General features: G+C 74.3%; 12 protein-coding genes and 1 pseudogene. 2 read left to right on the top strand and 11 right to left on the bottom strand.

Going from position 1 to position 22,899, the window contains the following annotated elements:
- The 7 genes and pseudogenes from IE124_RS03650 to IE124_RS03620 all read right to left on the bottom strand — a co-directional run.
- Window positions 1–748 (bottom strand): biotin/lipoyl-containing protein (locus tag IE124_RS03650; protein WP_189504664.1); only part of this gene is annotated, 748 nt, incomplete at its 3' end.
- 30 nt (window positions 749–778) lie between these two features.
- A complete protein-coding gene (locus IE124_RS03645) occupies window positions 779–1,759 on the bottom strand; it encodes an alpha-ketoacid dehydrogenase subunit beta (protein ID WP_189504662.1) in 981 nt (326 codons plus the stop codon).
- A 2-nt stretch (window positions 1,760–1,761) separates the two neighbouring features.
- A pseudogene (gene pdhA / locus IE124_RS03640) lies at window positions 1,762–2,829 on the bottom strand (pyruvate dehydrogenase (acetyl-transferring) E1 component subunit alpha); the annotation flags it as partial.
- 25 nt (window positions 2,830–2,854) lie between these two features.
- A complete protein-coding gene (locus IE124_RS03635; protein ID WP_189504658.1) occupies window positions 2,855–3,865 on the bottom strand; it encodes a hypothetical protein in 1,011 nt (336 codons plus the stop codon).
- A 115-nt stretch (window positions 3,866–3,980) separates the two neighbouring features.
- Window positions 3,981–5,483, bottom strand: coding sequence for an MFS transporter (locus tag IE124_RS03630; protein WP_189504655.1), 1,503 nt, complete (start codon window positions 5,481–5,483; stop codon window positions 3,981–3,983).
- A gap of 190 nt (window positions 5,484–5,673) precedes the next feature.
- The gene (locus tag IE124_RS03625) at window positions 5,674–5,898 is read right to left on the bottom strand and encodes a phosphopantetheine-binding protein (RefSeq protein ID WP_189504653.1); all 225 of its coding nucleotides are present in this window, start codon (window positions 5,896–5,898) and stop codon (window positions 5,674–5,676) included.
- Window positions 5,895–7,823: an HAD-IIIC family phosphatase gene (locus IE124_RS03620; protein WP_189504651.1), complete on the bottom strand. Its 1,929-nt coding sequence runs from the start codon at window positions 7,821–7,823 to the stop codon at window positions 5,895–5,897. Before IE124_RS03620 ends, IE124_RS03625 begins: the two co-directional genes overlap by 4 nt.
- Window positions 7,824–8,103: 280 nt before the next feature.
- Between IE124_RS03620 and IE124_RS03615 the strand changes: the two genes are divergently transcribed.
- Both IE124_RS03615 and IE124_RS03610 read left to right on the top strand, forming a co-directional pair.
- The gene (locus IE124_RS03615; RefSeq protein ID WP_189504649.1) at window positions 8,104–8,907 is read left to right on the top strand and encodes an AfsR/SARP family transcriptional regulator; all 804 of its coding nucleotides are present in this window, start codon (window positions 8,104–8,106) and stop codon (window positions 8,905–8,907) included.
- 50 nt (window positions 8,908–8,957) lie between these two features.
- Window positions 8,958–9,311 (top strand): YrdB family protein, encoded by a 354-nt coding sequence (locus IE124_RS03610; protein WP_189504647.1) that lies wholly within the window; start codon window positions 8,958–8,960, stop codon window positions 9,309–9,311.
- A 7-nt stretch (window positions 9,312–9,318) separates the two neighbouring features.
- Here IE124_RS03610 and IE124_RS03605 read toward each other — a convergent pair whose 3' ends face one another.
- From IE124_RS03605 to IE124_RS03590, 4 genes are all read right to left on the bottom strand, one after another.
- Window positions 9,319–10,356, bottom strand: coding sequence for a ketoacyl-ACP synthase III family protein (locus IE124_RS03605; RefSeq protein WP_189504645.1), 1,038 nt, complete (start codon window positions 10,354–10,356; stop codon window positions 9,319–9,321).
- A gap of 205 nt (window positions 10,357–10,561) precedes the next feature.
- The gene (locus IE124_RS03600; RefSeq protein ID WP_189504643.1) at window positions 10,562–11,350 is read right to left on the bottom strand and encodes a thioesterase II family protein; all 789 of its coding nucleotides are present in this window, start codon (window positions 11,348–11,350) and stop codon (window positions 10,562–10,564) included.
- Window positions 11,347–13,740: a type I polyketide synthase gene (locus IE124_RS03595; RefSeq protein WP_189504641.1), complete on the bottom strand. Its 2,394-nt coding sequence runs from the start codon at window positions 13,738–13,740 to the stop codon at window positions 11,347–11,349. The genes IE124_RS03600 and IE124_RS03595 overlap by 4 nt, the downstream gene beginning before the upstream one ends.
- Before the next feature lie 75 nt (window positions 13,741–13,815).
- Entirely contained in the window at window positions 13,816–22,848 is a 9,033-nt protein-coding gene (locus IE124_RS03590; RefSeq protein ID WP_189504639.1) for a type I polyketide synthase, read from the bottom strand.
- Between the last annotated feature and the right edge of the window lie 51 nt (window positions 22,849–22,899).

The following is a 22,899-nucleotide window of genomic DNA, read 5'->3' as shown; positions in this document are numbered from 1 at the left end:
CGTGCGGCGCGGTGAACGCCGAACCCACCATCGCCGCCGCCGTCGCCTTCCGCACACCCTTGACGGGGGTACGGGTCTCCCGGGCGTCGGTCGCCGCGGCCGGGGACGGAGTCGGGACCGGAGTCGGGACCGGAGTCGGGACCGGTCGCTCCACGATCTCCCGGGTGCCGATGTCGACCACGGCGGCGGCGTGCACGTCGGCGCGCGTGATCGTGCCTCCGCCGCCGGAGGGGCGGACGGCCGTCAGGTCGACCCCGAGGTCCTTGGCCAGCTTGCGCACCGGCGGCTTGGCCAGCGGGCGCGGGCCGGCGGCGGGCCCGCGGCTGCCGGGGGCCGTGCCGTTGGCGGTCTTACGGGGGCGGCGCTTCCCGGAGGACTCCACGACGCCGTAGCCGACCAGGACGGGCCGGCGTTCCGTCCGGGCCGGCGCGTCGGCGGTGACACCGACGGCGGCGGCCGTGACGACCGGTGCCGCTGCCACGGCCCGGTCCTGCGGGCCTGCCGCGCCCGCCGTGTCGACCGAGATGATCACGGCGCCGACGTCGACCGTCGCGCCCTCGGGGAAGCCGATCTCCCGTACGACCCCGTCGAAGGGGACGGGGAGTTCCACCGCCGCCTTCGCCGTCTCGATCTCGCACACGACCTGCCCGTCGACGACGGGGTCGCCGGGCTTGACGTACCAGGTGAGGATGTCGGCCTCGGTGAGCCCCTCCCCCACGTCGGGCATCCTGAATTCGCGAATCGCCATGATTCCTTATTTCCTAGTACGCCGGAATTCCTAGTACGCCAGCGAGCGGTCTACGGCGTCGAGTACGCGGTCGAGGCCCGGCAGGTACTCCTCCTCCAGGCGCGCCGGCGGGTACGGCGCGTGGTAGCCGCCGACCCGCAGGACGGGGGCCTCCAGGTGATGGAAGCAGCGCTCGGTGATCCGGGCGGCGATCTCCGCGCCCGAGCCGAAGAAGACGGGGGCCTCGTGGACGACGACGAGGCGGCCGGTCTTCTCGACCGAGGCCTGGATCGTGTCGAAGTCGATCGGGGAGACCGAGCGGAGGTCCACGACCTCGATCGACCTGCCCTCCTCCTCGGCCGCGACGGCGGCCTGGAGGCAGGTCTTCACCATCGGGCCGTAGGCGGCGAGGGTGAGGTCCGTGCCCTCGCGGGCGACCTGCGCCTTGTGGAGCTCGCCGGGAACCGCCTCCGTGTCGACCTCACCCTTGTCCCAGTAGCGGCGCTTGGGCTCGAAGAAGATGACCGGGTCGTCGGACTCGATGGCCTGCCGGAGCATCCAGTACGCGTCGGACGGTGTCGAGGGCGACACGATCTTCAGGCCCGCGACGTGCGCGAAGAGCGCCTCGGGGGACTCGGAGTGGTGCTCGACCGCGCCGATGCCGCCGCCGTACGGGATGCGGATGACGACGGGCAGGCGCACCTTGCCCTGCGAGCGGGCGGGCATCTTCGCGAGCTGCGTGACGATCTGGTCGTACGCGGGGAAGACGAAGCCGTCGAACTGGATCTCCACGACCGGCCGGTAGCCGCGCAGGGCCAGGCCGATCGCGGTGCCGACGATGCCGGACTCGGCGAGCGGCGAGTCCATGACGCGGCTCTCGCCGAAGTCCTTCTGCAGGCCGTCGGTGACGCGGAAGACACCGCCGAGCTTGCCGATGTCCTCGCCCATGAGGAGGACCTTGGGGTCGGACTCCAGTGCGGCGCGGAGGGCCTCGTTGAGCGCCTTCGCGAGGGGAAGACTCTTCGTGACCATGACTAGTTGCTCCGTCCGGCGTCCGCGAAGGACTCCTGGTAGGCGGCGAACCGGGCACGTTCCTCGTCGACGAGCGCGTGCCCGTCCGCGTACACGTTCTCGAACATCACCGACGGGTCGGGGTCGGGCATCGTCCTGACGATCTCGCGGACGCGCCGTCCGAGCGTCTCCGCCTCCTCGTCGAGGGCGGCGAACCAGTCCTCGTCGGCGTGGCCCTCGCGCTCAAGCAGCCGGCGGAGCCGCAGGATCGGATCCTTGGCCCGCCACTCCTCGACCTCGGCCTCGTCGCGGTACTTCGTCGGGTCGTCGGAGGTGGTGTGGGCGCCCATGCGGTACGTGAACGCCTCGACGAGCATCGGCCCGGAGCCGGTCCGTACGTGGTCGAGGGCGGCGCGGGTGACGGCCAGGCACGCGAGGACGTCGTTGCCGTCGACGCGGACGCCGGGGAAGCCGAAGCCGGCGGCGCGCCGGTAGAGCGGGACGCGCGTCTGGCGTTCGGTGGGCTCGGAGATGGCCCACTGGTTGTTCTGGCAGAAGAAGACGATCGGGGCGTCGTAGACCGCGCCGAAGGTGAAGGCCTCCGCCACGTCGCCCTGGCTGGAGGCGCCGTCGCCGAAGTAGCCGATGACGGCGGTGTCGGCGCCGTCCTTGGCGACGCCCATCGCGTAGCCGGTGGCGTGCAGCGCCTGCGAGCCGATGACGAGGGTGTAGAGGTGAAAGTTGTTCTCCGCCGGGTCCCAGCTGCCGTTGCTCGCGCCGCGGAAGAGCGAGAGGAGGTGGGCCGGGTCGAGGTTCCTGACCAGGGCCACACCGTGTTCGCGGTAGCTGGGGAAGGCGTGGTCCTTGGGCCGCAGGGCGCGGGCGGAGCCGATCTGCGCCGCCTCCTGGCCGAGCAGTGAGGGCCAGAGGGCCAGTTCGCCCTGGCGCTGCAGGGTGACGGCCTCGGCGTCGAGGCGGCGGGCCAGCACCATGTCGCGGTGGAGGCCGCGGAGTTCCGCCGCGCTGGGGTCGACGGCGTACTCGGGATGGTGGACCCGGCGGCCCTCGGGAGTGAGCAGCTGGACGAGCTCGGTGGTCATTCGGGATCTCCGGGTCTCAGTCGGTGCCGCGGCATATGTGGGGCTCCTCCGCCGCTCCCTCGGGCTCGCCCGCGAGGAGGACGAACGGAGGCACCGTCGAGGGGGCGGGCGGCTTGGCGGCCGGGGCGAGGGGCGTCGCGGGGAGGGCCGCGGTGCGGCCCAGGGCGTCGTCGTACACGAGGTTGAAGAGCTCGACGCAGGGCAGCGTCCGGGCCAGGTGGGCCTGGAGGCCGGGGGCTTCGAGGGTGAGGCGGACGTCCGAGACGGCGATGCCCCGGTCGGTGACGCGCAGGTCCACCCGGAAGACGCCGAAGCAGAGTCCGAGGTGGAGGACGGCCGCGGCCGCCTCGGCGGCGAGGGCCTGGTGGGTGTGGGGCAGCCCGGTGACGGGGGCCCAGCCGTCCTTGGCGGGCGCGGCGAGGAGGAAGACGTGGGGCCGGCCGGAGACGAAGGCGCCGACGGCGCTGAGCGCGGTGCCCTCGGGGGTCCGGTCGCGGTCCTGGTCGACGAGGAAGCCGCCGGCGGCGAGGGCCGTGAGCCGGGCGCCGGGGTCCTGGACGCGGCGGACGGCGTCCGGGTGGTTGCCGGGCAGGTGCAGTGCGGCAGCGAGGTCGGCGACCGCGAGCTGGACGTCCTCGCGCAGTCCGAGGACGAGGTCGAAGCGGTGGCCGGCGGCGTGCCGGTCGCGGGCCCAGGCGACGCAGGCGTCGGGGTGGACGCCGGCGAGGCCGGTCGACTCGTCGGAGAGGGTCCGGGCCTCGGGGCCGCGGGCCGCGAGCAGCTCCGCGCGGTCGAGGACCCAGGTGCGTACCCCGCTCGACCAGGCCTCCAGGAGGGTGGAGTTGGCGGCTGCCTCGCTCGGGTGCCGGTGGGGTGCCGCCGCTCCGACGAGGAGGGCGACGGGTCCGCCGGAGGTGGCGGGGCCGGCGGCGGGGGCGGTGGTGTCCGGGGTGGCGGTGACGGCGGGCCGGGAGGTGGGGTGCTGGACTGCGGACCGTGCGACGGACCGGTGGCGTTGCTGCAGCATCTGTCTGCCTCTCTGCGCGGAGAGAGCGGGCTGGGGACCTCCTCGGCCCGGTGGGGGCGGGCACGGAGGAGGGTGGGGGCCGCCGGGCGGGTGGGGGTCCGCCCGGCGGCACTGGTCAGGACTTCGGCGCGGCCTCGGTCGCCGGGCGGCCGGCGAATCCGAAGAGGCCGATGACCACGTTGGCGGCGACCCAGAGGAACATGACCAGGAAGCCGCGCTGGAGGGCCTCGGTGAAGGCCTGGGCGGTGCCGACACCCTGGGCGGTGAGCTCGGTGAGGCGGGAGCCGACGACGGTGGCGGTGATCGCGAGGGCGAGGGCGCCGCCGATCTCGGAGGAGGCGTTGAGGACGGCCGAGGTGGTGCCGGCGTCCGCGTCCGAGGCGTCCGCGGTGCCGACGACCGGGGCGGTCATCACGCACAGGACCAGGCCGACGCCGAGCAGGGCGGTGACGGGGAGCAGGAGCGCCCAGTAGCTGCTGGTGGTCTCGGCGCCGAGCATCAGGACCAGCATCACGGCGAGCATGGCGGTGCCGATGACGTACGGGACGCGGGGGCCGAACTTGGCGATGAGGACCGGGACGGCGCCGGAGACGACGAGCATGGCGAGGCAGGTCGGGATGTACGCGAGGCCGACCTCCATCGGGCTGTAGCCGAGGCCGAGCTGCATGTACTGCGGGAGCATGAAGAACGAGGGCAGCATCAGGCCGGCGGTGATCAGCTGGGCGATGGTGCCGGTGGCGACGGAGCGGCGGCGCAGCAGGCCGAGGGGCAGCAGCGGGGCCTTCGCCTTGCTCTCGACCCGTACGAAGACGGTGAGCAGGACCACGGCGGCGGCGAGGGCGCCGGTGGCGATCGGGTCGGTCCAGCCGTCCTCGCCGGCGGTGACGATGCCGAAGACCAGGGCGAGCAGGCCGATGGTGCCGGTGATGCCGCCGAGGACGTCGGCCGGCGGGCGGCTGCCGGTGCGGGCGATCTTCGGGACGTAGGCGTACGCGGCGGCGATCAGCAGCAGGCCGATGGGGAGGTTGATGAGGAAGGCCCAGCGCCAGTTGATGTCGGTGATCGCGCCGCCGAGCAGGGTGCCGAGGCTGGCGCCGACGCCCATGACGGTGCCCCAGATGCCGAGGGCCTTGGCCCGCTCACCGGGCTCCGGGTAGGTCGTGACGAGGATGGAGAGCGCGGCCGGGGAGAGCACGGCGGCGCCGATGCCCTGGATGCCGCGGCCTGCCAGCAGCATGCCGCCGCTGTCGGCGGTGGCCGCGGCGAGGGAGCCGAGGGTGAAGAGGCCGATGCCGGTGACGAGCATGGTGCGGCGGGGGAAGACGTCGGTGAGCCGGCCGCCGAGGAGCATCAGGCCGCCGAACAGCAGGATGTAGATGTTCATCACCCACTGCAGACCCGAGGTGCTGAGACCGAGGTCGGCGCGGAGCTGGGGCAGCATCACGTTGGCGATGGTCGAGTCGAGCACACAGACGAGCTGGGCGACGGCGACGACGGCGAGGACGAGTCCGCGCTTGCCGGCGGCCGGGGCCTTGGGGGTGACGGGGGACGGTCGGACCGGCGCCTCGGGCGACGCGAGCCGGGTGTCCCGAGCGGTTTCCCGGGCGTCGATACTCATGTTCTCTCCTGTTTCTTCTTGGTTCCTCGGCGGTCCGCGCGACGGTTCACGCGGTGGGTCACGCACTGGGTCGGGCGGTGGGTCACGCACTGGGTCGAGCGGTCGGTCGCGCGGTGCGGCGCGCGGTCGGTCGCGCGGTGCGGCGCGCGGTCGGTCGCGGGGTGCGGCGCGCGGTCGGTCGCGGGGTGCGTCACGCGGCGCTGACGCGCTCGTATATGGCCCCGAGGCTGCGGTCGGCGAGGAGCCTGCCGACGGGGACGCGGGTGCCGGTCTCGCGCTCGACGGCGGTGACGAGGCGCAGCATGTGCATCGAGTCCCAGCTCACGACGTGGTCGAAGTCCGCGGAGAGGTCGTCGACGCCGAGGGGCAGGTCGAGTTCGTCGCGCACCAGGTGGATGAAGTCCTCTTTGGTCATGACGCGGTGCCTTCCAGGGAGGAGTCGAGCAGGATGTGGGCGGGGACGGCGGGGAGGTCCGCCAGGTCGTGGCGGAAGCGGAGTCCGTCGTCCGTCGTCGACGTGGAGGCGAAGCCCATGGAGGGCCAGAAGTCCCGGACGTTCCTGTTCTTGGCGGTCGGCCGGTAGCTCGCGTGCACCGTGCGGACGCCGGTGGCCCTGGCGTGGGCGAGGAGGGCGGCGACGGTGGCCTGCTCGATGCCGCGGGCGAAGACCCGGCAGGAGAGCAGCATGTTGTCGACGTGGAGTTCCGTGCCGTCGGCGGCGCTGCGGGCGAAGACGGCTCCGACGACTCCGTTGTCGCCGAATCGGTCGCCCGAGCGGATCGTGAGGACGAGGTGGTCCGGGTCGCCGGCCCGGGCGGTCACGTCCTCGACGCCGAGGCGGACCGTGGTCAGGTTGAACTGGTTCGCGCGCAGCGAGAGTTGGGCGACGCGGTCGATGTCTCCGGCGGCGGCCCAGGTGAGCCGGACGCGGACGCCGAGGCCTTGGAGGTACTCCTCCAGGGAGCCGGAGTTCTCCTGGAGTTCGGCGCGCTCGCTCTCCGTGCGGTAGAGGGCGGCCCTGGCCCGGTCCTCGTCGGTGAGGCGGGCCGTGTCGAACCATCCGTCGGCGAGCAGCTTCTCGATGTGCAGGGCGGGCTCTTCGTCGAGGCGGACGATGGCGACCTGCGGGAGGCTGTCGGCGACGAGGCCGCACTCGAAGGGCGAGTCGTCGGCGAAGACGAAGCTGTCGATGCCGAGGTTGAGCTTCTCGGCGATGTCCCGCAGATTGGCGTCCTTCGGCTGCCAGTTGGCGTTGACGCGGGCGAAGTCGCGCTCGCGCAGCACCATGTCGGGGTGGTCCTTGAGGACCTGGACGACCGGCTCATGGTCGTTCTTGCTGCTGATCGCGAGCAGGATGCCCTGGGAGCCGATCTGCTGGACGGCTCGCTGGAAGGTGCCGAAGGCCTCGCCGCGGAAGGTGGTGGCGGCGGCGATGCCGTCCGGGCCGTCGTCGCCGAGGATCCCGTCCCAGAGGGTGTTGTCGGCGTCGACGACGAGGACCTTCTTCGTCCGGCCGCGCAGCATTCGGGAGAGGTGGGCGACCTCCCGGGCATAGCCGGCGAGCAGGTCGTCGCCGAGGCTGGCCTTGGCGTAGGCGGCCATGCGGGGCTCGTCGAGCGGGACGCCGGCGGCGACGATCGGGTCGAGGTCGACGACGTGGATCCGCGGGTTGCCGAGGGCGAGGCGCAGGAGTCCGCTGTTGAAGTCGCGCCAGGCGATGCCGGCGCGGGCGCGGGACTCGTGGTCGATGAGCTGGTGGGTGACGCTCCGGGGCAGCGGCACGGTGTTGAGGACGAGCGCGGCCGTGCTGTTCCGGGTGAAGGCGGTGGCGAGGCTCCCGATCTGGGCGAGCTTGCGCTCGGCGGTCCGGACGAGGTCGTCGGCTCGCCATGGCGTGCCCATCTCGTCGACGAGGGTCTGCGGGTCGAGGATCCACAGGGCGAGGTCGACGTCCGGGGCGTGCAGGGCGCTCGTCGGGTCGCGCAGGTCGCGGAGGTACGAGTCGAAGTCGCCGAGCCGGTTCTCGACCAGGACGCCGTGGCGCGCGAACTCGGCGGTCAGCGGGGCGCGTACGCCCCCGATCGTGGAGTGTCCGGTGAGGGCGACGACCGCGGTCTCGGTCTCGGGGCGGGCCGCGAGGACGGACTGCCGGTCGAGTTGGACGAGGAGGTTGCCGGCCCGCCGGAGGTCGGATTCCGCCCCGCCGGACACCATGGCGGCCAGGAGGGGGGCGACGGACGGGTAGTCGGCGGCGAGCGTGCCGTCGGCGCGCAGCGCGCGCAGTGTCTCCAGCGGAGACTTGCGGGTTTCGCGCACCGCCGGGCTGGATACCGTGGTCAATGTCGTCTCCTCACGCGTGCCGCCGGGCCTGTTCCCCCCACGGGTACGGACAGATCGTCGGCGGCGGCGCTTGAGCGGCACTCGCACTCGCGTCCAGCGCTTCGCCCCGGGCCCCGACCGGGCCCTGCCCCGTGCCCCGTACGGGCCCGTGCATTTCTCATGGATCGGCACGTTCGGAGTTCATGGGAGGCCGGTGACCTGGGCACTGTCGCCCGGCAGGCGGGCGGACCAGACTCGGTACCACCATGAGAGCTGGCGAGTAGTGGAGGGGTGAAGCTGCATGGACATCAAGGTCCTGGGGTCCTTCGAGGCATCGGAGAACGGGGTCGCGCTCCTGCCGACCGCGGGGAAGCCCCGCCAGATCCTCGCGCTGCTTGCCCTGCAGGCCGGCCAGATCGTGCCGGTGCCCACGCTCATGGAGGAGCTGTGGGACCTGGAGCCGCCGCGGAGCGCGCAGACCACGCTGCAGACGTACATCCTCCAGCTGCGCAAGCGCATCGAGGCGGCGCTGCCGCCGGACGGGCCGCTGCGCGCGAAGGACGTGCTCGCCACCCGGTACGGCGGCTACCTCCTGGACATCACGCCGGAGGAGGTCGACGTCCACGCCTTCGAGCGGCTCGCGGCCGCCGGGCGGCGCGCGCTCGACCTCGGCGACCGGGAGACGGGTTCCCGGCTGCTGCGCCAGGCGCTCGCGGTGTGGCGCGGCCGGGCGCTGGTCGACGTGCACCACGGGCTGCGGCTCGGCGTGGAGGTCACCCGGCTCGAGGAGAGCCACCTGTGTGTCGTGGAGTCCCGGGTCGAGGCCGATCTGGCGCTGGGCCGGCACCACGCGCTGCTGAGCGAGCTGGCGGTGCTGACCGCTCGCCACCCGATGCACGAGAACCTCTGCGCCCTGTACATGACGGCGCTCTACCGGTCGGGTCAGCAGTGGCGGGCGCTGGAGGCGTTCACCGCGCTCCGCGGCTGCCTCGTGGAGGAGCTGGGGGTGGATCCCTCGCCGCGGCTCCAGGAGTTGCAGCGGGCGATCCTCAGCTCCGACCCGCGGCTGACCCGCCTCACGTCCCGTACCGACCTGACGGTCTGATCTGCCCACCAGCGCGGAACCCCCGCCCCCGCACGTCCTAGGAGTCCCTCATGCTCTCGTCCCTCAAGGCCTTCAACATGCTGGTCATGTTCCTGTTGGAGCTCTCGGTGTACGCCGCGTCCATCATGTGGGCGCTCAGCACGACGGATAAGTTGTGGCTGAAGACGCTCCTCGCGATCGGCGCGCCGGCCGCCCTGATCGCGGTGTGGGCGCTGTTCGGTTCGCCGAAGGCGACCTATCCGGTGTACGGCGGCGGCCGGGTGCTCCTGGAGGCGCTGTGGTTCGGAAGCGGCGCCGCCGCCCTGGCCGCCTCGGGGAGGCAGGGCTGGGCGGCGGCGTTCGCGGGGATCTTCCTGGTCAACGCGGGTCTGCGGTTCCTCTGGAATCAGTACCCGGGGGCGTGATACGGGGTCACCAGGCGGGCGCCTCGGTGAACTCCAGGACGGCGACGGTCCACATGAAGCCGACGCCGACGCCCATGGTGACGAGGAAGTCGCCGGGCTGCGGGTTCCTGGCCTCCGCGACGTGGTTCATGCCGATGAGCTGGTCGCCGGCGCCCATGTGGCCGTAGTCGAGGCCCCATTCGTACGTGGTGGTCTCCGGCTGGACGCCGAGCAGCGAGTAGAACGAGAACTGGACGATCGTCTTCGCGATGTTCGCGTGGACGAAGAACCGGGCGTCGGACAGCTTGATGTCCGCGTCGTCGAGCGCCTCCTGGAGCACCTGGGAGGCGTTCTTCGTCATCTGCTGGATGGCGCGGTCGTAGGCGCCCTCCTCCTTGAGGAGGTAGTCGGCCTTGCGGGTGTGCAGGTCGACCGGCTTGCCGTCGAGGAAGGGGCCGTCCGTCCAGCCCTGCGTGCCGCGGTAGATGGGCTCCAGGGAGGAGTCCGTGTAGGTCGCGGTGGACCGGAGGCGGGCGAAACCGCCCTGGTTGGAGAGGACGACGGCGCCGGCGCCGTCGCCGTAGGCCTGCTGGCTGTCGGAGCCCCAGCGGTCGAAGTACGGCAGCCGGAAGGCGTCGCCGGTGGTGACGAGCGCCGCGGCGGGCGCGGGGCGGCTCGCGAGGTGCGAGGCGGCGAGCTCCAGGCCGGCGAGGCCGCCGTTGGATCCCTGCCGGATCTCGACGGCGAGGCCGGTGCCGCCGACCGTCTCGTTCTGGACGTAGTTGACCGGGGTCCAGAAGTCCTGGCCCTGGTGGCCCATGCAGCCGTGCAGGACGATGTCGTACTGCTCGTGCGGTATCCCGGCCCGCTCCACCGCCTGGCGTCCGGCGTGCGCGGCCTGGACCGGGCCGGGCTCGTCGGCGCGGGCCACGCGGACGGCGCGGAAGCCGTTGGCCTCCGCCTCCGCCCCGTTGTAGCGGCCGGCGGCGATGGCCTCGTCGACGGTCTCCACCTGCTCCGGAAGGTAGGCCCCGAGTCCGGCGACGTACAGGTTGTCCCAGCGCATCCGCGTGCTCCCTCTGTTCTCGAACGTGTGTGGTGTGACTGCTGTGTTGCGTGGTGCGCCGGACGGGCGCGGGGGCGGGGCCGGTGGTGTTCCGCCGGACCGGCCTGGGATCCGGCGGTCAGGCCCGGGATCCGCCGAACGGGCCCGGGATCTGCCGGACTGGACCGGGATCCGTCGGACGGGCCCGGGATCCGCCGGACGGGCTCTAGGCGACCTGGGCGTCGTCCGCCAGGTCGAGGAAGGTCTCGATCTGGCCGATCACCTGGTCCGTGAGGGCCGGGAAGCCGGAGTCCAGGAAGTAGAAGTGGCCTCCGGGGAAGAACTTCTGGGAGAACCTCGCCCCCGTCTCGCGGCGCCACATGTGCATCGCTGAGGCGGGGGCCCAGGCGTCCTGGGTGCCGCCGAACACGGTCAGGGGCGAGTTCAGCGGCGTACGGCCCGGGGCGGGGCGGTAGTTGTCGACGGCCTTCAGGTCCGCGCGGACGGTCCGCAGGAACCGTTCGAGGAAGTCGGGGGCCTCGGTGACCCCTTCGGGCATGCCGCCCAGCTCCAGCATCACGTCGAGGAGCGCGGGGTCGTCGAGGGTGTGCAGGGGTACGGCCCCGACACCGGGGTGCCGGGGCGCGACGCGCCCCGACACCCCGGTCCACACCGGGTAGCGGCCCAGGGCCTCCAGGGCCCTGGCCGTCTCCAGGGCCACGACGGCCCCCATGCTGTGGCCGAACAGGGCGAACGGCGCGTCGTCGTCCGCCCACGGCAGGACGTCGGCGACGACGGTCTCCACCACCTCGGCCATCTCGTCCAGTTGGGGGGCGGTCGCCCGCCGGCCGCGGCCGGGCAGGTCGAGCAGGAGCAGGTCCCAGTCGGCGGGCAGATGGCGGACGAAGGGGTAGTAGACGGCCGCCGATCCGCCCGCGTGGTGGAAGCCGATCAGCCGGACCGCCGGGTCGTCGACCGGCCGCGGCCGCAGGAACGGGCTTCTGCCGACGGTCACTTGTCCACCCCCATCGCGACGCACACCTGGTCGCTGAGGTGGTCGAGGAGATCGGCGACCGGCATCTCCACCGGGCAGTCGAGGGTGGGCAGGTCCACCCCGTACTGCTGCTCGACGCTCTTGGTGAGGAGCATCGCGGTGAAGGAGTCGCCGCCGACGTCGCAGAACGGCACGTCGGGGTCGAGGCCGCAGTCCGCCTTGAGCACGACGGCGAGCTCGGTCGTCAGATAGGCGCCGATCTCGGCCCGGTCGAGCGGCGCGGTGCGCGTCGGGGTGACCGCGACCGTCACGGGGTGCGACGGCTCGGGGGCCGTCTCCTCGATCCAGAACCGCTTGCGCTGGAAGGGGTAGGTCGGCGCGTCGGTGAACACCGCGCCGGGGGCGCCGAGGCGGTCGAGCCGCAGGGGCGCGCCGCCCCGGTAGAGCGCGGCCAGCGCCTCGGTGAGGAGGCGGGGCGCGTCCTCGGGGGTGGCGCCCACGAGGGTCAGGCTCTGTCCGCCGGCCGTGATCCGGGCGCCCGGGGCGCCCGTGTCGCCGCCGGCGAGGGTCGTCTTGACGCCGAGGAGCGTCAGGACGGCCCGCAGCCGGGCGGCGGGCGTGCCCTCCTTGCCGGTCGCCTCGCCCAGTCCGGGGAAGTGGCGGGCCAGTTCGGTCAGCGCGCCGTCCAGGGCGGCGGTGTCGGCGCCGGTCTCCAGGACGACGCGGTCGGCGGAGCGCACCCCGTCCGCCGGCTGTCCGTCGGCGAGGGCGTCGGCGAGGGCGGCCGCGTCGGTGCCGACGACGGCCAGCCGGTGGCCGAAGTGGACGCGGCCGGCGCGCAGGGTGTGGCAGAGGGAGGCGACACCGGCGGCGTCGAGTCCCGTCAGCGCCTCCTGCACCCGCCCGGACAGCTCGGCGAGCGCCCGGGGGTCCTTGGCGGACAGGGTGAGCAGCTCCGGGTGGTCCGCCGGTACGTCGGCGGGGGCGGCGGGCGCCGGGCGGTACGAGGAGAGCACGGCGTGCGCGTTGGTCCCGGAGAGACCGAAGGCGCTGATGCCGGCCGTGCGCTCCTCGGGGGCGCCTGCCCAGGGCGCCGTCTCCCGGGGCACGTTGAGGGCGATCCGGTCCCAGGGGATGAGCGGGTTGAGCCGTCCGTCGCCGGGCTGGGCGCCCGCCGGGACGGTGCCGTCGCCGAGCATGAGGACCAGCTTCAGGACGCCGGCGATGCCGGCCGCGGCCTCCAGGTGCCCGAGCCGCGCCTTGACGCTGCCGAGGGCGACGGGGGCCGTCCGCTCCCCCGCGCCGGTGCCGAGGACGGCGTCCAGGGCGCCGACCTCGATGGGGTCGCCGAGGGCGGTGCCGGTGCCGTGCGCCTCGATGTAGCCGACCGCGCCGGGGGCGACCCGGGCGTCGGCCAGGGCCGCGCGGATCACCTCCTGCTGGGCGGGGCCGCTCGGCACGGTGAAACCGGAGGAGGCCCCGTCGTGGTTGACGGCGCTGCCGCGGACGACCGCGAGGACCGGGTGGCCCTGCGCGAGGGCGTCGTCGAGCCGCATCAGGGCGACCATGCCGACGCCCTCGCCACGGCCGTAGCCGTCGGCGTCGGCGAGGAAGCTCCGGGACCTGCCGCCGGGCGAGAGGGCCTCGCCCTGGCACAGGGAGACCATGAGGTCGGCGCCGAGGATCAGGTTGGCGCCGCCGGCGAGCGCGTAGTCGCACTCGCCGCCGCGCAGCGCCCGTACCGCCTGGTGGACCGCCACCAGGGAGGAGGAGCAGGCGGTGTCGACGCTGGTCGCCGGGCCGGAGAGGCCCAGCGCGTAGCTGATCCGGCCGGCGACGAAGCAGTGGCCGCTGCTGGTGCTGTGGTACGGGTCGATGCGGGTGTAGTCGCCGTCGTGGACGAACCTGCGGCCGTACTCGGAGGCCATGACGCCGACGAACACGCCGATCGGCATCCGGTCCTGGCGGCGGGCGGCGATGCCGCCGCGCTCCAGGGCCTCCCAGGCCACTTCGAGCAGCATGCGCTGCTGCGGGTCCATGGTCTCGGCCTCGCGCTGCGAGATCCCGAAGAACGCCGCGTCGAAGGAGGCGATGTCGTCGAGGAACCCGGCGCGGTCCACGTAGGAGTGGCCCTCCTTGCCGCGCTCCGGGTGGTAGACGGACCGCAGGCCGGTGCGGTCCTCGGGGATCGGGCCGAGGGCCCGGCTGTCGGGGTCGGGGGCGTACAGGAAGGTCCGGTACGCCTCGGGGGTGTCGATCCCGCCGGGCAGCCGCATCGCGGTGCCGACCACGGCCACGGGGGCGTGGGTGCGGGCCTCCAGCTCGGCCACGCGGTCCTTGAGACGGCGGGACAGCTTCAGCTGGTCCTGGATCACCTGCCGCAGTGCTGCGGTGTCGGGGCCGGTCGCCATCACTCTGCTCCTGCGTTCGCGTGCGTCGCCGTGTTCGGGGTGGACGTCGGTATCGGTATCGCCTTCATCGCCTGCTCACCGCTCCTGGGAGAGGTCGTCGTGGACGGCAGCGAGCAGATCGTCGAGGGAGAGCTCGTCGAGCTCCTCGGACGACGGCCCGGCCTGCGGGGTGTCGGCGGTGCTGGGCACCAGGGCGGACACCGGCGTCGTCGCCGGTGCGGGGGTGGCGGCGAGGGCGGCCGGCGAGCCGGCGTCCTCGGCCAGGAGGAACTCGCTCATCGACAGGACGCTCGGGTGGTCGATGGCGACGGTCGCCGGAAGGTCCTTGCCCATGGCGTGGGCGAGGGCGCTGCGCAGGTCGATCGCCATGATGGAGTCGAGGCCGAGCTCGGAGAAGCCCTCGGCGTCCGCGGAGCCGTCGGCGGGGAGTCCGTCGTCGGAGCCGAGCATCCGTGCGACGAGCGAGCGGACGGCGGTGCGCAGTTCGTGCTCGCGCTCCTCCTCGTCGGTGCCGCGCAGCCGGTCGGTGATCCAGCCGGCGGGTTCGGCGTTGTCGGCCTCGGCGCGCTCCGCGGCCGGGGCGGGGCCGGTGAGTTCGGCGACGAGGGCGGCGCGGGCGTGGCCCGCGTTCTGCTCGGCGTACCGGGCGGGGTCGAGGCCGACGACCACGAGGCGGGCCAGCGGGGCGTCGGTCGCGAAGGCGAGCGGGTTGGCCGCGTCCGCGTCGGACAGGGCGCGGATGCCGAGCCGGCCCGCGGCGCGTTCGACGGCCGCCGCGGCCGCCATGCCGCCCTTGGCCTCCGGGACCCAGGGGCCCCAGTTGACGCTGACGGCCGGGATGCCCCGGTCGCGGAGGTGCTCCGCGAGTCCGTCGAGGTAGCCGTTGGCCGCGGCGTAGTTGGCCTGGCCCGCGGCGCCGAGCACGGCGGACACCGAGGAGAAGAGCACCAGGGCCTGCGGGTCGTGGCCGGTGATCGCCTCGGCGAGGACGTCCGCGCCGCGTGCCTTGGCGTGGAAGACCTTCTCGTAGGAGGCGTCGGTGAGGGAGCCGAAGGCCGCGTCGGCGTTGACGCCGGCCAGGTGGTAGACGGTGCCGAGCGGTCCGTCGGCCGTGGCTGCGGCGACGGCGGCTGCGCAGTCGGCGGGGTCGGTGACGTCGCCGCGGACGACGGTGACGCGGACGCCCGAGTTGCGCAGTCCGTCGATGACGCCCTGCTCGGTCTCGCCGGGAGCGGACCGGGCCATGAGGGTGATCCGGTCGCCGCCGCGGGCGGCGTGGGAGGTGGCGACGGCGAGGCCGAGGGCCCCGAGTCCGCCGGTGACGAGGGCGCCGCCGGCGGGGCGGTCACCGTCGGGTTCGGCCGGGACCTTGACGAGCCGGGCGGCCCGTACGCCGTCCTCGGTCAGGGCGAGGCGGGTCTCGGTGGGCAGTGCGCCCGCCAGCTTCGCGAGGCGCCCCGCCGAGTGCGCGGCGTCGAGCCGGACCCGGGTGAGGCGGCGGTCGGTCTGCTCGGCCTCCAGGGCGGTGGCCATGCCGAAGAGGGCCTCGCGGAGCGGTGCCCGTCCGGCGGAGCCGTCGACGGCCAGGAGGTACGGCAGGGTCTGCGGGAGGGCGCGCAGTCCGGCGGCGAGGGTCTGTGCCGCGTGCAGGGCGTCGCCCGCGTCGCCGGTGCCGGGGGTGGCCCAGCGGGCGTCGAGGACGAGGTCGGCCTCGGGGTGGGCGGGGAGTTCGCCGGTGTGGACGAGGGCGCGGTGTCCCGCGCCGGTCAGCGCGGTGACCAGCTCGGGGGCTCCGTCGCCGTCCGCGAGGACCAGGACGTCGAGCGTGCCGCCGGCCTCCGGGGTCTCGGGGAGCGCCGCCCAGTCCAGGGTGTGGACGAGGCCGTCGCCGCGGAGGCTGGCCTCCAGGACGGCGCGGGAGGCGTGCCGGATGCGGAACTGGTCGGCGGTGAAGACGCTGTGCTCGGCGCCGGTGGCCGTGTCCCTGGCGTACAGGTGGAGGTCGGCGGTCTCGACGCGCAGCCGGTCGTTCGGGAGGGGTTCGGCGCGCAGGACGCGGACCCGGCCCCACAGCTCGCCGTTCTCGGTGAGCGGGCGGCCGTGGAAGGAGAGCTCCTTCGCGGCGAACGGGATGGCGAGCGAGGGGGCCTCGACGGCTCCGTCGTCGACGAGGAAGACGGCGATGGACTGGAAGCAGGAGTCGATCAGGCCGGGGTAGAGCTCGTAGCCGGCCGGGTCGTCGGGCAGGGCGGGCATCGTGTAGCGGACGAGGGCCTCGTCGCCGCGGATCCACACCTCGTCGATCCACTGGAAGGACGGGCCGAGGGTGTAGCCGAGCTCCCGGAAGTAGTCGTAGAACTCGGTCCGGGTCAGGTGTCGGTCGCTGGACTCCATGAAGGCGGTCCGGCTCTCGGCGGGCGGCTGGTGGGCGTCCGGGGTGGCGGAGTAGCGGCCGCCGATGTGCTTCTGCCAGACGCCGCGCTCGGCGTCGAGGAGGCTCTGTACGGAGAGTTCGGCGCCGGCTCCGTCGGTGGGCCGGTCGACGACGATCTGCGCCTCGTACTCCTCGCCGTCCTTGATGACCAGGGCCCGCGGGCAGATCAGGTCGCGGACGACGACGGGGCTGCCGTCGTTGCCGAGGGCGGAGAGGACGGTCGCGAGGTGGGACGCGGCCGGGGTGACGACCGTGCCGTAGAGGCGGTGGTCGGTGAGGTACGCGGGGAAGCCGGAGCTGCGCTCGAAGGAGAAGGCGCGGCCGGTGAGGCCGGGCGAGCGGAGTTCGGCGCCCCAGTGGCGGCCGGCGCCGGCGCGGACGGCCGGTGAGGCGGCGAAGGTGCCGCCGGTGGCGCGGCTGCCCGCCGTGGTCCAGTACTCGGTGTCGGCGAAGGGGTAGCGGGGGGCGTCGGCCCGGTCGGTTCGACGGCCGGTGATCTTCTCCCAGTCGAGGCGCTGGCCGCGCTCGTAGAGCGTCTTGGCGGCGCCGAGCAGGACGGCGCGGTCCTGGCCGCCGCGGCGCAGGGAGGGCGTGGAGCCGCCGTCGGGGGTGAGTCCGGCGGCCCGGACGAGGTTGACCAGGGTGCGGTCGGGGCCGACTTCGAGGAGGACGTCGACGTCGAGGGTGCCGAGTGCGCGGGCGCCTTCGACGAACCGGACGGGCCGGCGGATGTGGTCGGCGAAGTAGGCGGGCGTGAAGGTGTCGGGCCCGGCCTCGGTGCCGGTGACGTTGGCGATGACGGGGAGCTTCGGGGCGCCGAACTCCAGGCCCGCGAGGGTCTGTCGGAACTCGTCGAGGACGGGGTCCATGAGGCGGGAGTGGAAGGCGTGCGAGACGGTCAGCGGCCTGCACCGTACGCCCTGGTTCCGCAGGCGTTCGGCGAGGGCGTCGAGCCGGTCGGAGGGGCCGGCGACGACGACGGACTGCGGTCCGTTCACGGCGGCGACGTCGACTCCGGCCTCGGCGGCCCAGGCGGCGACGGTCTCCGGGTCCTCCGGGATGGACAGCATCCCGCCGGGCTCGGTGGACTGCATGAGCCGGGCGCGGTGGGCGATCAGCGTCATGCCGTCGTCGAGGCTCATCACCCCGGCGTGGACGGCCGCGGCGATCTCGCCGACGCTGTGGCCCATGACGGCCACGGCGTGGACGCCCCAGGACTCCCAGAGCGCGGCCAGGGCCAGCTCCAGGGCGACGAGGGCGGGCTGGGTGATGCGGGTCTGGTTGACGACGGTCGGGTCGTCGCCGTAGAAGACCAGGTTGAGGAGCGAGTCGCCGAGGTGCGGGGCGAGGGCCTGGTCGCAGGCGTCGAAGACCGCGCTGAACACCGGCTCCGTCTCGTACAGTTCGCGTCCCATGCCGAAGTACTGGGCGCCCTGGCCGGAGAAGAGGAAGGCCACCCTGGGCGCCTTGGCGGGGCCGGAGGCCGGGGTCGCCGAGGCGAGCGCGGCGAGCAGCTGCTCGCGGTCGCGGCCGAAGACGGCGCGGCGCACCGGGAGGTGGGCGCGGCCGGCACCGGCGGTGGCGGTGAGCTGGGCGAGCGCCTCCTCGGGGGTCTCCTCCAGGGTCCGCCGCCACTGCTCGGTGAGCCGGTCGAGGCCGGCCGCGTCGGGGGCGGAGAGGGGCAGGAGGAGTCCGTCGGCGGAGTCGCGCGGCGGGGCCGGCTGCGTCTCGACGGCGGGGGCCTCGCCGATGACGATGTGGGCGTTGGTGCCGGAGAAGCCGAATCCGGAGACGCCGGCCAGGCGCGGGACCTCGCTGCGGGCCCAGGTGGCGCGGGAGTCGACGACGCGGACGTTCATGTCGCGCCAGGAGACGTGCGGGTTGGGGTTCTCGAAGTGCAGGTCACCGGGGATGCGGCCGTTGCGCAGGGCGAGGACCGTCTTGAAGACGGAGGCCATGCCGGAGGCGGACTCGCAGTGGCCGATGTTGCTCTTCACGGAGCCGATGAGCAGCGGCTCGCCGGGGCGGCGGCCGGGGCCGAAGACGTCCCAGGCGGCTTCGAGTTCGATCGGGTCGCCGAGCGAGGTGCCGGTGCCGTGGGCCTCCAGGTAGCCGATCTCGGAGCCTTCGACGCCGGCGTCCTCGAGCGCGGCCCGGATGACCTGGCGCTGCGCGGTGCCGTTGGGGGCGGTGAAGCCGGAGGAGGCTCCGTCCTGGTTGACGGCGCTGCCGTGGATGACGGCGAGGACCTGCTCGCCGTCGCGCAGGGCGTCGGAGAGCCGGCGCAGGACGAGGACTCCGCAGCCCTCGGCGCGGACGAAGCCGTCGGCGGAGGCGTCGAAGGTCTTGCAGCGGCCGTCGGGGGCGAGCATGTGGGCGCGGCTGACGGCGACCGAGCAGGAGGGTGCGGCGATGACGTTGACGCCGCCCGTGAGGGCCCGGTCGGTCTCGCCGGAGCGCAGGGAGCGGACCGCGAGGTGCAGGGCGACGAGCGAGGACGAGCAGGCGGTGTCGACGGCGAGGGCGGGGCCCTGGGCGCCGAGGTAGTAGGAGAGCCGGCCGGCGGCGGCGTTCAGCGCGGTGCCGGTCGCGAAGTAGGCGTCGAGGGGCTCCAGGCCGCCGCTCTCCAGGACGCGGGCGTAGTCGGAGTTGGAGATGCCGACGAAGACTCCGGTGCGGCTGCCGGCGAGGGACTTCGGGTCGGTCCCGGCGTCCTCCAGGGCGTGCCAGGCGGCTTCGAGGAGGAGGCGCTGCTGCGGGTCGAGGCTCTCGGCCTCGCGGGCCGGGACGTCGAAGAAGGCGGCGTCGAAGCGGCGGATGTCGCGGAGGAAGCCGCCCTGGTCGGTGGAGATGGAGCCGGGGCGGGCGCCGGCCGGGTCGTGGAGGGTGCCGGTGTCCCAGCGGTCGGCGGGGACGGGTCCGACGCCGTCGCGGCCCTCGTCGAGCAGGGACCAGAACTCCTCGACGGAGTCGGCGCCGGGGAAGCGGCCGGCCATGCCGACGATGGCGATGGGCTCCTGGTCGGGGCGGTCGGCCTCGGCGGCCGGGGTGACCTGCACGGCCTGGGCCTGCACGGGGCGGGCCGCCGGGGTCTTGCGGGGCGCGGGGGCCGTGGTGCGGCCGGCGAGGCGGCCGGTCAGCTCGGCGGAGAGGCGCTCGACGGTCGGGTGGCCGAAGACGTCACCGATGCCGACGTCGACGCCGAGCGTCTCGGTGAGCGCGGCGGCCGCGTCCACGGCCATGATCGAGTCGAGGCCGAGGTCGAGGAAGCCGGTGGTCTCGGGCAGCGCGGCCGGGTCGTCGTGGCCGAGGATCCCGGCGAGGACCTCGCGGGTGCGGCGGGTGACGAGGGTGGCGCGGCGGTGCTCGGGGGCCTCGGCGAGCTCCCGGGCGAAGGCGGCCGCCGGGGTCTCGGCGGGGGTGTCGGACGTGGTGTCCGGGGCCGTGTCCGCTCCGGTGAGGCCGTCGAAGAGGGGCCTGGAGCGTACGGAGTTCATGACCGTGCGGAACCGCTCGGCGTCCAGGCGGCAGGCGACGGTGTGCGCGCCCGCGCCGTTTCCGGCGAGTCCGGCGAAGCCCTCGGCGGGGGCGACGGGGCTGACGCCCATCCGGGCGAGGAGGGCGCGGGCCTCGGGGCTCGCCATGCCGTCGAGGTCCCAGGGGCCGAAGGCGACGCTGGTCGCCGGGATGCCCTCGGTGGCGCAGAGCGCGGCGACGGCGTCGAGGCCTCCGTTGGCGGCGGCGTAGGCGCCGTAGCCGTCGGTGCCCCAGACCGCCGAGACGGAGGAGAGGTGGACGAGGAAGTCGAGCTCCCAGTCGGCGGCGAGCAGGCGCAGCCAGGCGGCGCCGGTGAACTTGCCGGCGAGGGCCGTGGCGAAGGTGTCCGCGTCGGCCTCGGCGAGCGGCAGGCGGTCGATGCTGCCGGCGGCGTGCACGACTCCGCGGACGGGCGGCATGCCCTCCAGGACGGCGAGGGCCTCGGTGAGGCGGGCGGCGTCGCCGGTGTCGGCGGGCACGTAGGCGGCGGTGACGCCGGTCCCGGCGAGTTCGGCGAGCAGCTCGCGGGCCTCCGCGGGGAGTTCGTCCTGCGGCCGGCGGCCGAGGAGGACGAGGTGGCGGGCGCCGCGGGCGGCGAGGTCGCGGACGAGTCCGGTGCCGATGGCGCCGAGTCCGCCGGTGAGGAGGTAGGTGGCGTCGGGGCGGACGGGCAGCGGGCGCAGCGGTGCGGCGGCGGGCCGCAGCCGTGCGGTGTGGGCGGCGCCGTCGCGGACGGCGATCAGGTCCTCGGCGGAGCCGTCGGCGAGGGCCGTGACGGCGGCCGTGGCGTCGGCGGCGGTCGGGGCGGCCGGCAGGTCGAGGATGCCGCCCCAGGTGTCGGGGAACTCCAGGGCGAGGACCGGCGCGAGGCCGTGCAGGACGCCGTGGTCGGTGGCGGCGATCGGGTCGGAGCCGGTCACCTGGCGGACGCCGGCGGTGACGAGGTGGACCCGGCCGGTGCCGGCGGGGACGGCGCGGACGGCGGTGGTCGCGGCGGCGCAGAGGGCCGCGGCGTGCGCGGTGGGCGCGTCGGCGTCGAGCGTGCCGGGCAGCGGGGCGGCGGCGAGCGCGAGCAGCAGGTCGGCGGAGACCCCGTCCAGCGCCCGGGTCCACTCCTCGGTCGTCGCCGGAAGCGTGTCGAGGGCGGCGACGGTGCGGCCCGCGGTGCGGGCGGCCTCGGCGAGGAGGGCGACGGCGGCGCTGTCGTCACCGGCCACGACGAGCGGGCGGGTGGCGGTCGCGGCCGGGGTGTACGGGATCCACTCGACGCCGAGCGCGGGCAGCGGCTCCGTGGCATCGGCCGGGGCGGCGACCGCGGCTTCCACGGCGGTGTCGGCCGTGCGGATCGTCGCCGGGGCGGCGGTCTCCGGTGCGTACCGGACCCGCTCCCAGGGGTAGGCCGGGAGGTCGGCGACGTGGCGCGGGAGCGCGGCGGGGGCGGCGGCGTCGAGGCGGACGGCCTCGGAGTCGGTGCCGCCGGCGAGGGCGCGCAGGGCTCGGGCGGCGGCCGCCGGGTCCCCGGCGGTGATCACGGCGCGCACGGCGTGGCGGGCGCGGCCCTCGGTGACGGTGTACGCGAACGCCGGGTAGGCGTCCTCGGGAAGGTCGGCGACGCGGTCGGCGAGCCGGCCGGCCCAGGCGCGCAGGGCGTCCTCGCTGCGGGCGGTGATCTCGAAGCCGGTCACGGGCGCGGAGCCTGTCGCGGGAGCGGCGCCGGTCGCGGGGGGTGCCAGCTCGTCGGTGGTCAGCGGGCCCAGGACCACGTGGGCGTTGGTGCCGCTCATGCCGAAGGAGCTGATGCCGAGGCAGTCGCCCGCGCCGTCCTCGCCGGTCCAGGGGGTCTCGGCGCGCGGGAACTCGATGCCGGTGTCCGCGATGTCGATGCGGGGGTTGAGGGTGTCCAGGTGGACGACGGGCGGGACCGCGCGGCGCTTGACGGACGCGACGCCCCTGATGAGTCCGGCGATGCCGGAGGCGGCCTCCAGGTGGCCGATGCTCGTCTTGACGGAGCCGATGCGCAGCGGCGCGCCGCCGTCGCGGCGGCCGAGGGCCTCGACGATCGCCTCGACCTCGATCGGGTCGCCGAGGGCCGTGCCGGTGCCGTGGGCCTCCAGGGCGCCGATCGCGGCGGGCGTCAGGCCGGCGTCGTCGAGCGCGGCCTGGATGAGGGAGATCTGGGCGCGGACGTTGGGGGCAGTGAAGCCGGTGGAGCGGCCGTCCTGGTTGACGGCGCTGCCGCGGATCACGGCGTGCACCCGGTCGCCGTCGCGCAGGGCCTCGGAGAGCCGCTTGAGGACGACGACGCCGCAGCCCTCGCCGCGGGTGAAGCCGTTGGCGCGGGCGTCGAAGGTCTTGCAGAGACCGTCCGGGGAAAGGGAGTTGGTCTGCTGGATGAGGCGGGTGGAGCGGGGCGACAGGATGAGGTTGACGCCGGCGGCGATGGCGACGTCGCACTCGTCGCGGCGCAGTGCCTGCCCCGCCAGGTGGACGGCGGTGAGCGAGGACGAGCAGGCGGTGTCGACGGCGACGGCCGGGCCCATCAGGCCCATCGTGTAGGCGATCCGGCCGGCGGCGAAGCAGTGGCCGTTGCCGGTGAGCCAGTAGGCGTCCTCCTGGCCGGCGGGCTGCCAGTCGCGGTAGTCCTGGCCGGTGACGCCGACGTACAGGCCGGTGCGGAGGCCGGAGAGGTACTCCGGCGCGAAGGCCGCGTCCTCCAGGGCCTCCCAGGCCACTTCGAGGAGGAGGCGGTGCTGGGGGTCGAGGCTGCGGGCCTCGCGGGGGCTGATGCCGAAGAACCCGGCGTCGAACTCCAGGACCTCGTCGAGGTAGCCGCCCCGGCGCGGGAGGGTCTCCCACTCCTCGGCGAACGGGCCCTTGCGGTGCTCGGGCATCGGGGCGACCAGGTCGCGCCCCTCGGACAGGGCGTCCCAGTAGCCGTCGAGGTCGACGATGCCGCCGGGCAGGCGGAGTCCGACGCCGACGACGGCGAGCGGTCCGCTCTGCCCGGAACGGGCGTCTTCGAGTTCTCCGCGCAGTCGCTTGATGGTGTCCATCGCGCGGCTGAGCGGGGTGGTGGAGCTTCGCCCGGCACCGGTCTTCCGGTCTGCCGATTCCTCATGGGTCGGTTGCGTCGTCACAAGAAGGTCCCTCGCGGTCGGCATGTCGTACTGACTGGTTTCAAGGAGCCG

This window comes from Streptomyces narbonensis, from assembly GCF_014649015.1.
In the GTDB taxonomy this organism is placed as follows: Bacteria; Actinomycetota; Actinomycetes; order Streptomycetales; family Streptomycetaceae; genus Streptomyces; species Streptomyces narbonensis.
The sequence above is the reverse complement of the archived record's forward strand: the minus strand, read 5'-3'. Positions and strand labels throughout refer to the sequence as shown.

Excerpts from the sequence above, each read along its gene's own strand:
- IE124_RS03645 (WP_189504662.1), bottom strand. The coding sequence starts at position 1,759 with ATGGTCACGAAGAGTCTTCCCCTCGCGAAGGCGCTCAACGAGGCCCTC.
- IE124_RS03635 (WP_189504658.1), bottom strand. The coding sequence starts at position 3,865 with ATGCTGCAGCAACGCCACCGGTCCGTCGCACGGTCCGCAGTCCAGCAC.
- IE124_RS03630 (WP_189504655.1), bottom strand. The coding sequence starts at position 5,483 with ATGAGTATCGACGCCCGGGAAACCGCTCGGGACACCCGGCTCGCGTCG.
- IE124_RS03625 (WP_189504653.1), bottom strand. The coding sequence starts at position 5,898 with ATGACCAAAGAGGACTTCATCCACCTGGTGCGCGACGAACTCGACCTG.
- IE124_RS03615 (WP_189504649.1), top strand. The coding sequence starts at position 8,104 with ATGGACATCAAGGTCCTGGGGTCCTTCGAGGCATCGGAGAACGGGGTC.
- IE124_RS03610 (WP_189504647.1), top strand. The coding sequence starts at position 8,958 with ATGCTCTCGTCCCTCAAGGCCTTCAACATGCTGGTCATGTTCCTGTTG.
- IE124_RS03605 (WP_189504645.1), bottom strand. The coding sequence starts at position 10,356 with ATGCGCTGGGACAACCTGTACGTCGCCGGACTCGGGGCCTACCTTCCG.
- IE124_RS03595 (WP_189504641.1), bottom strand. The coding sequence starts at position 13,740 with ATGGCGACCGGCCCCGACACCGCAGCACTGCGGCAGGTGATCCAGGAC.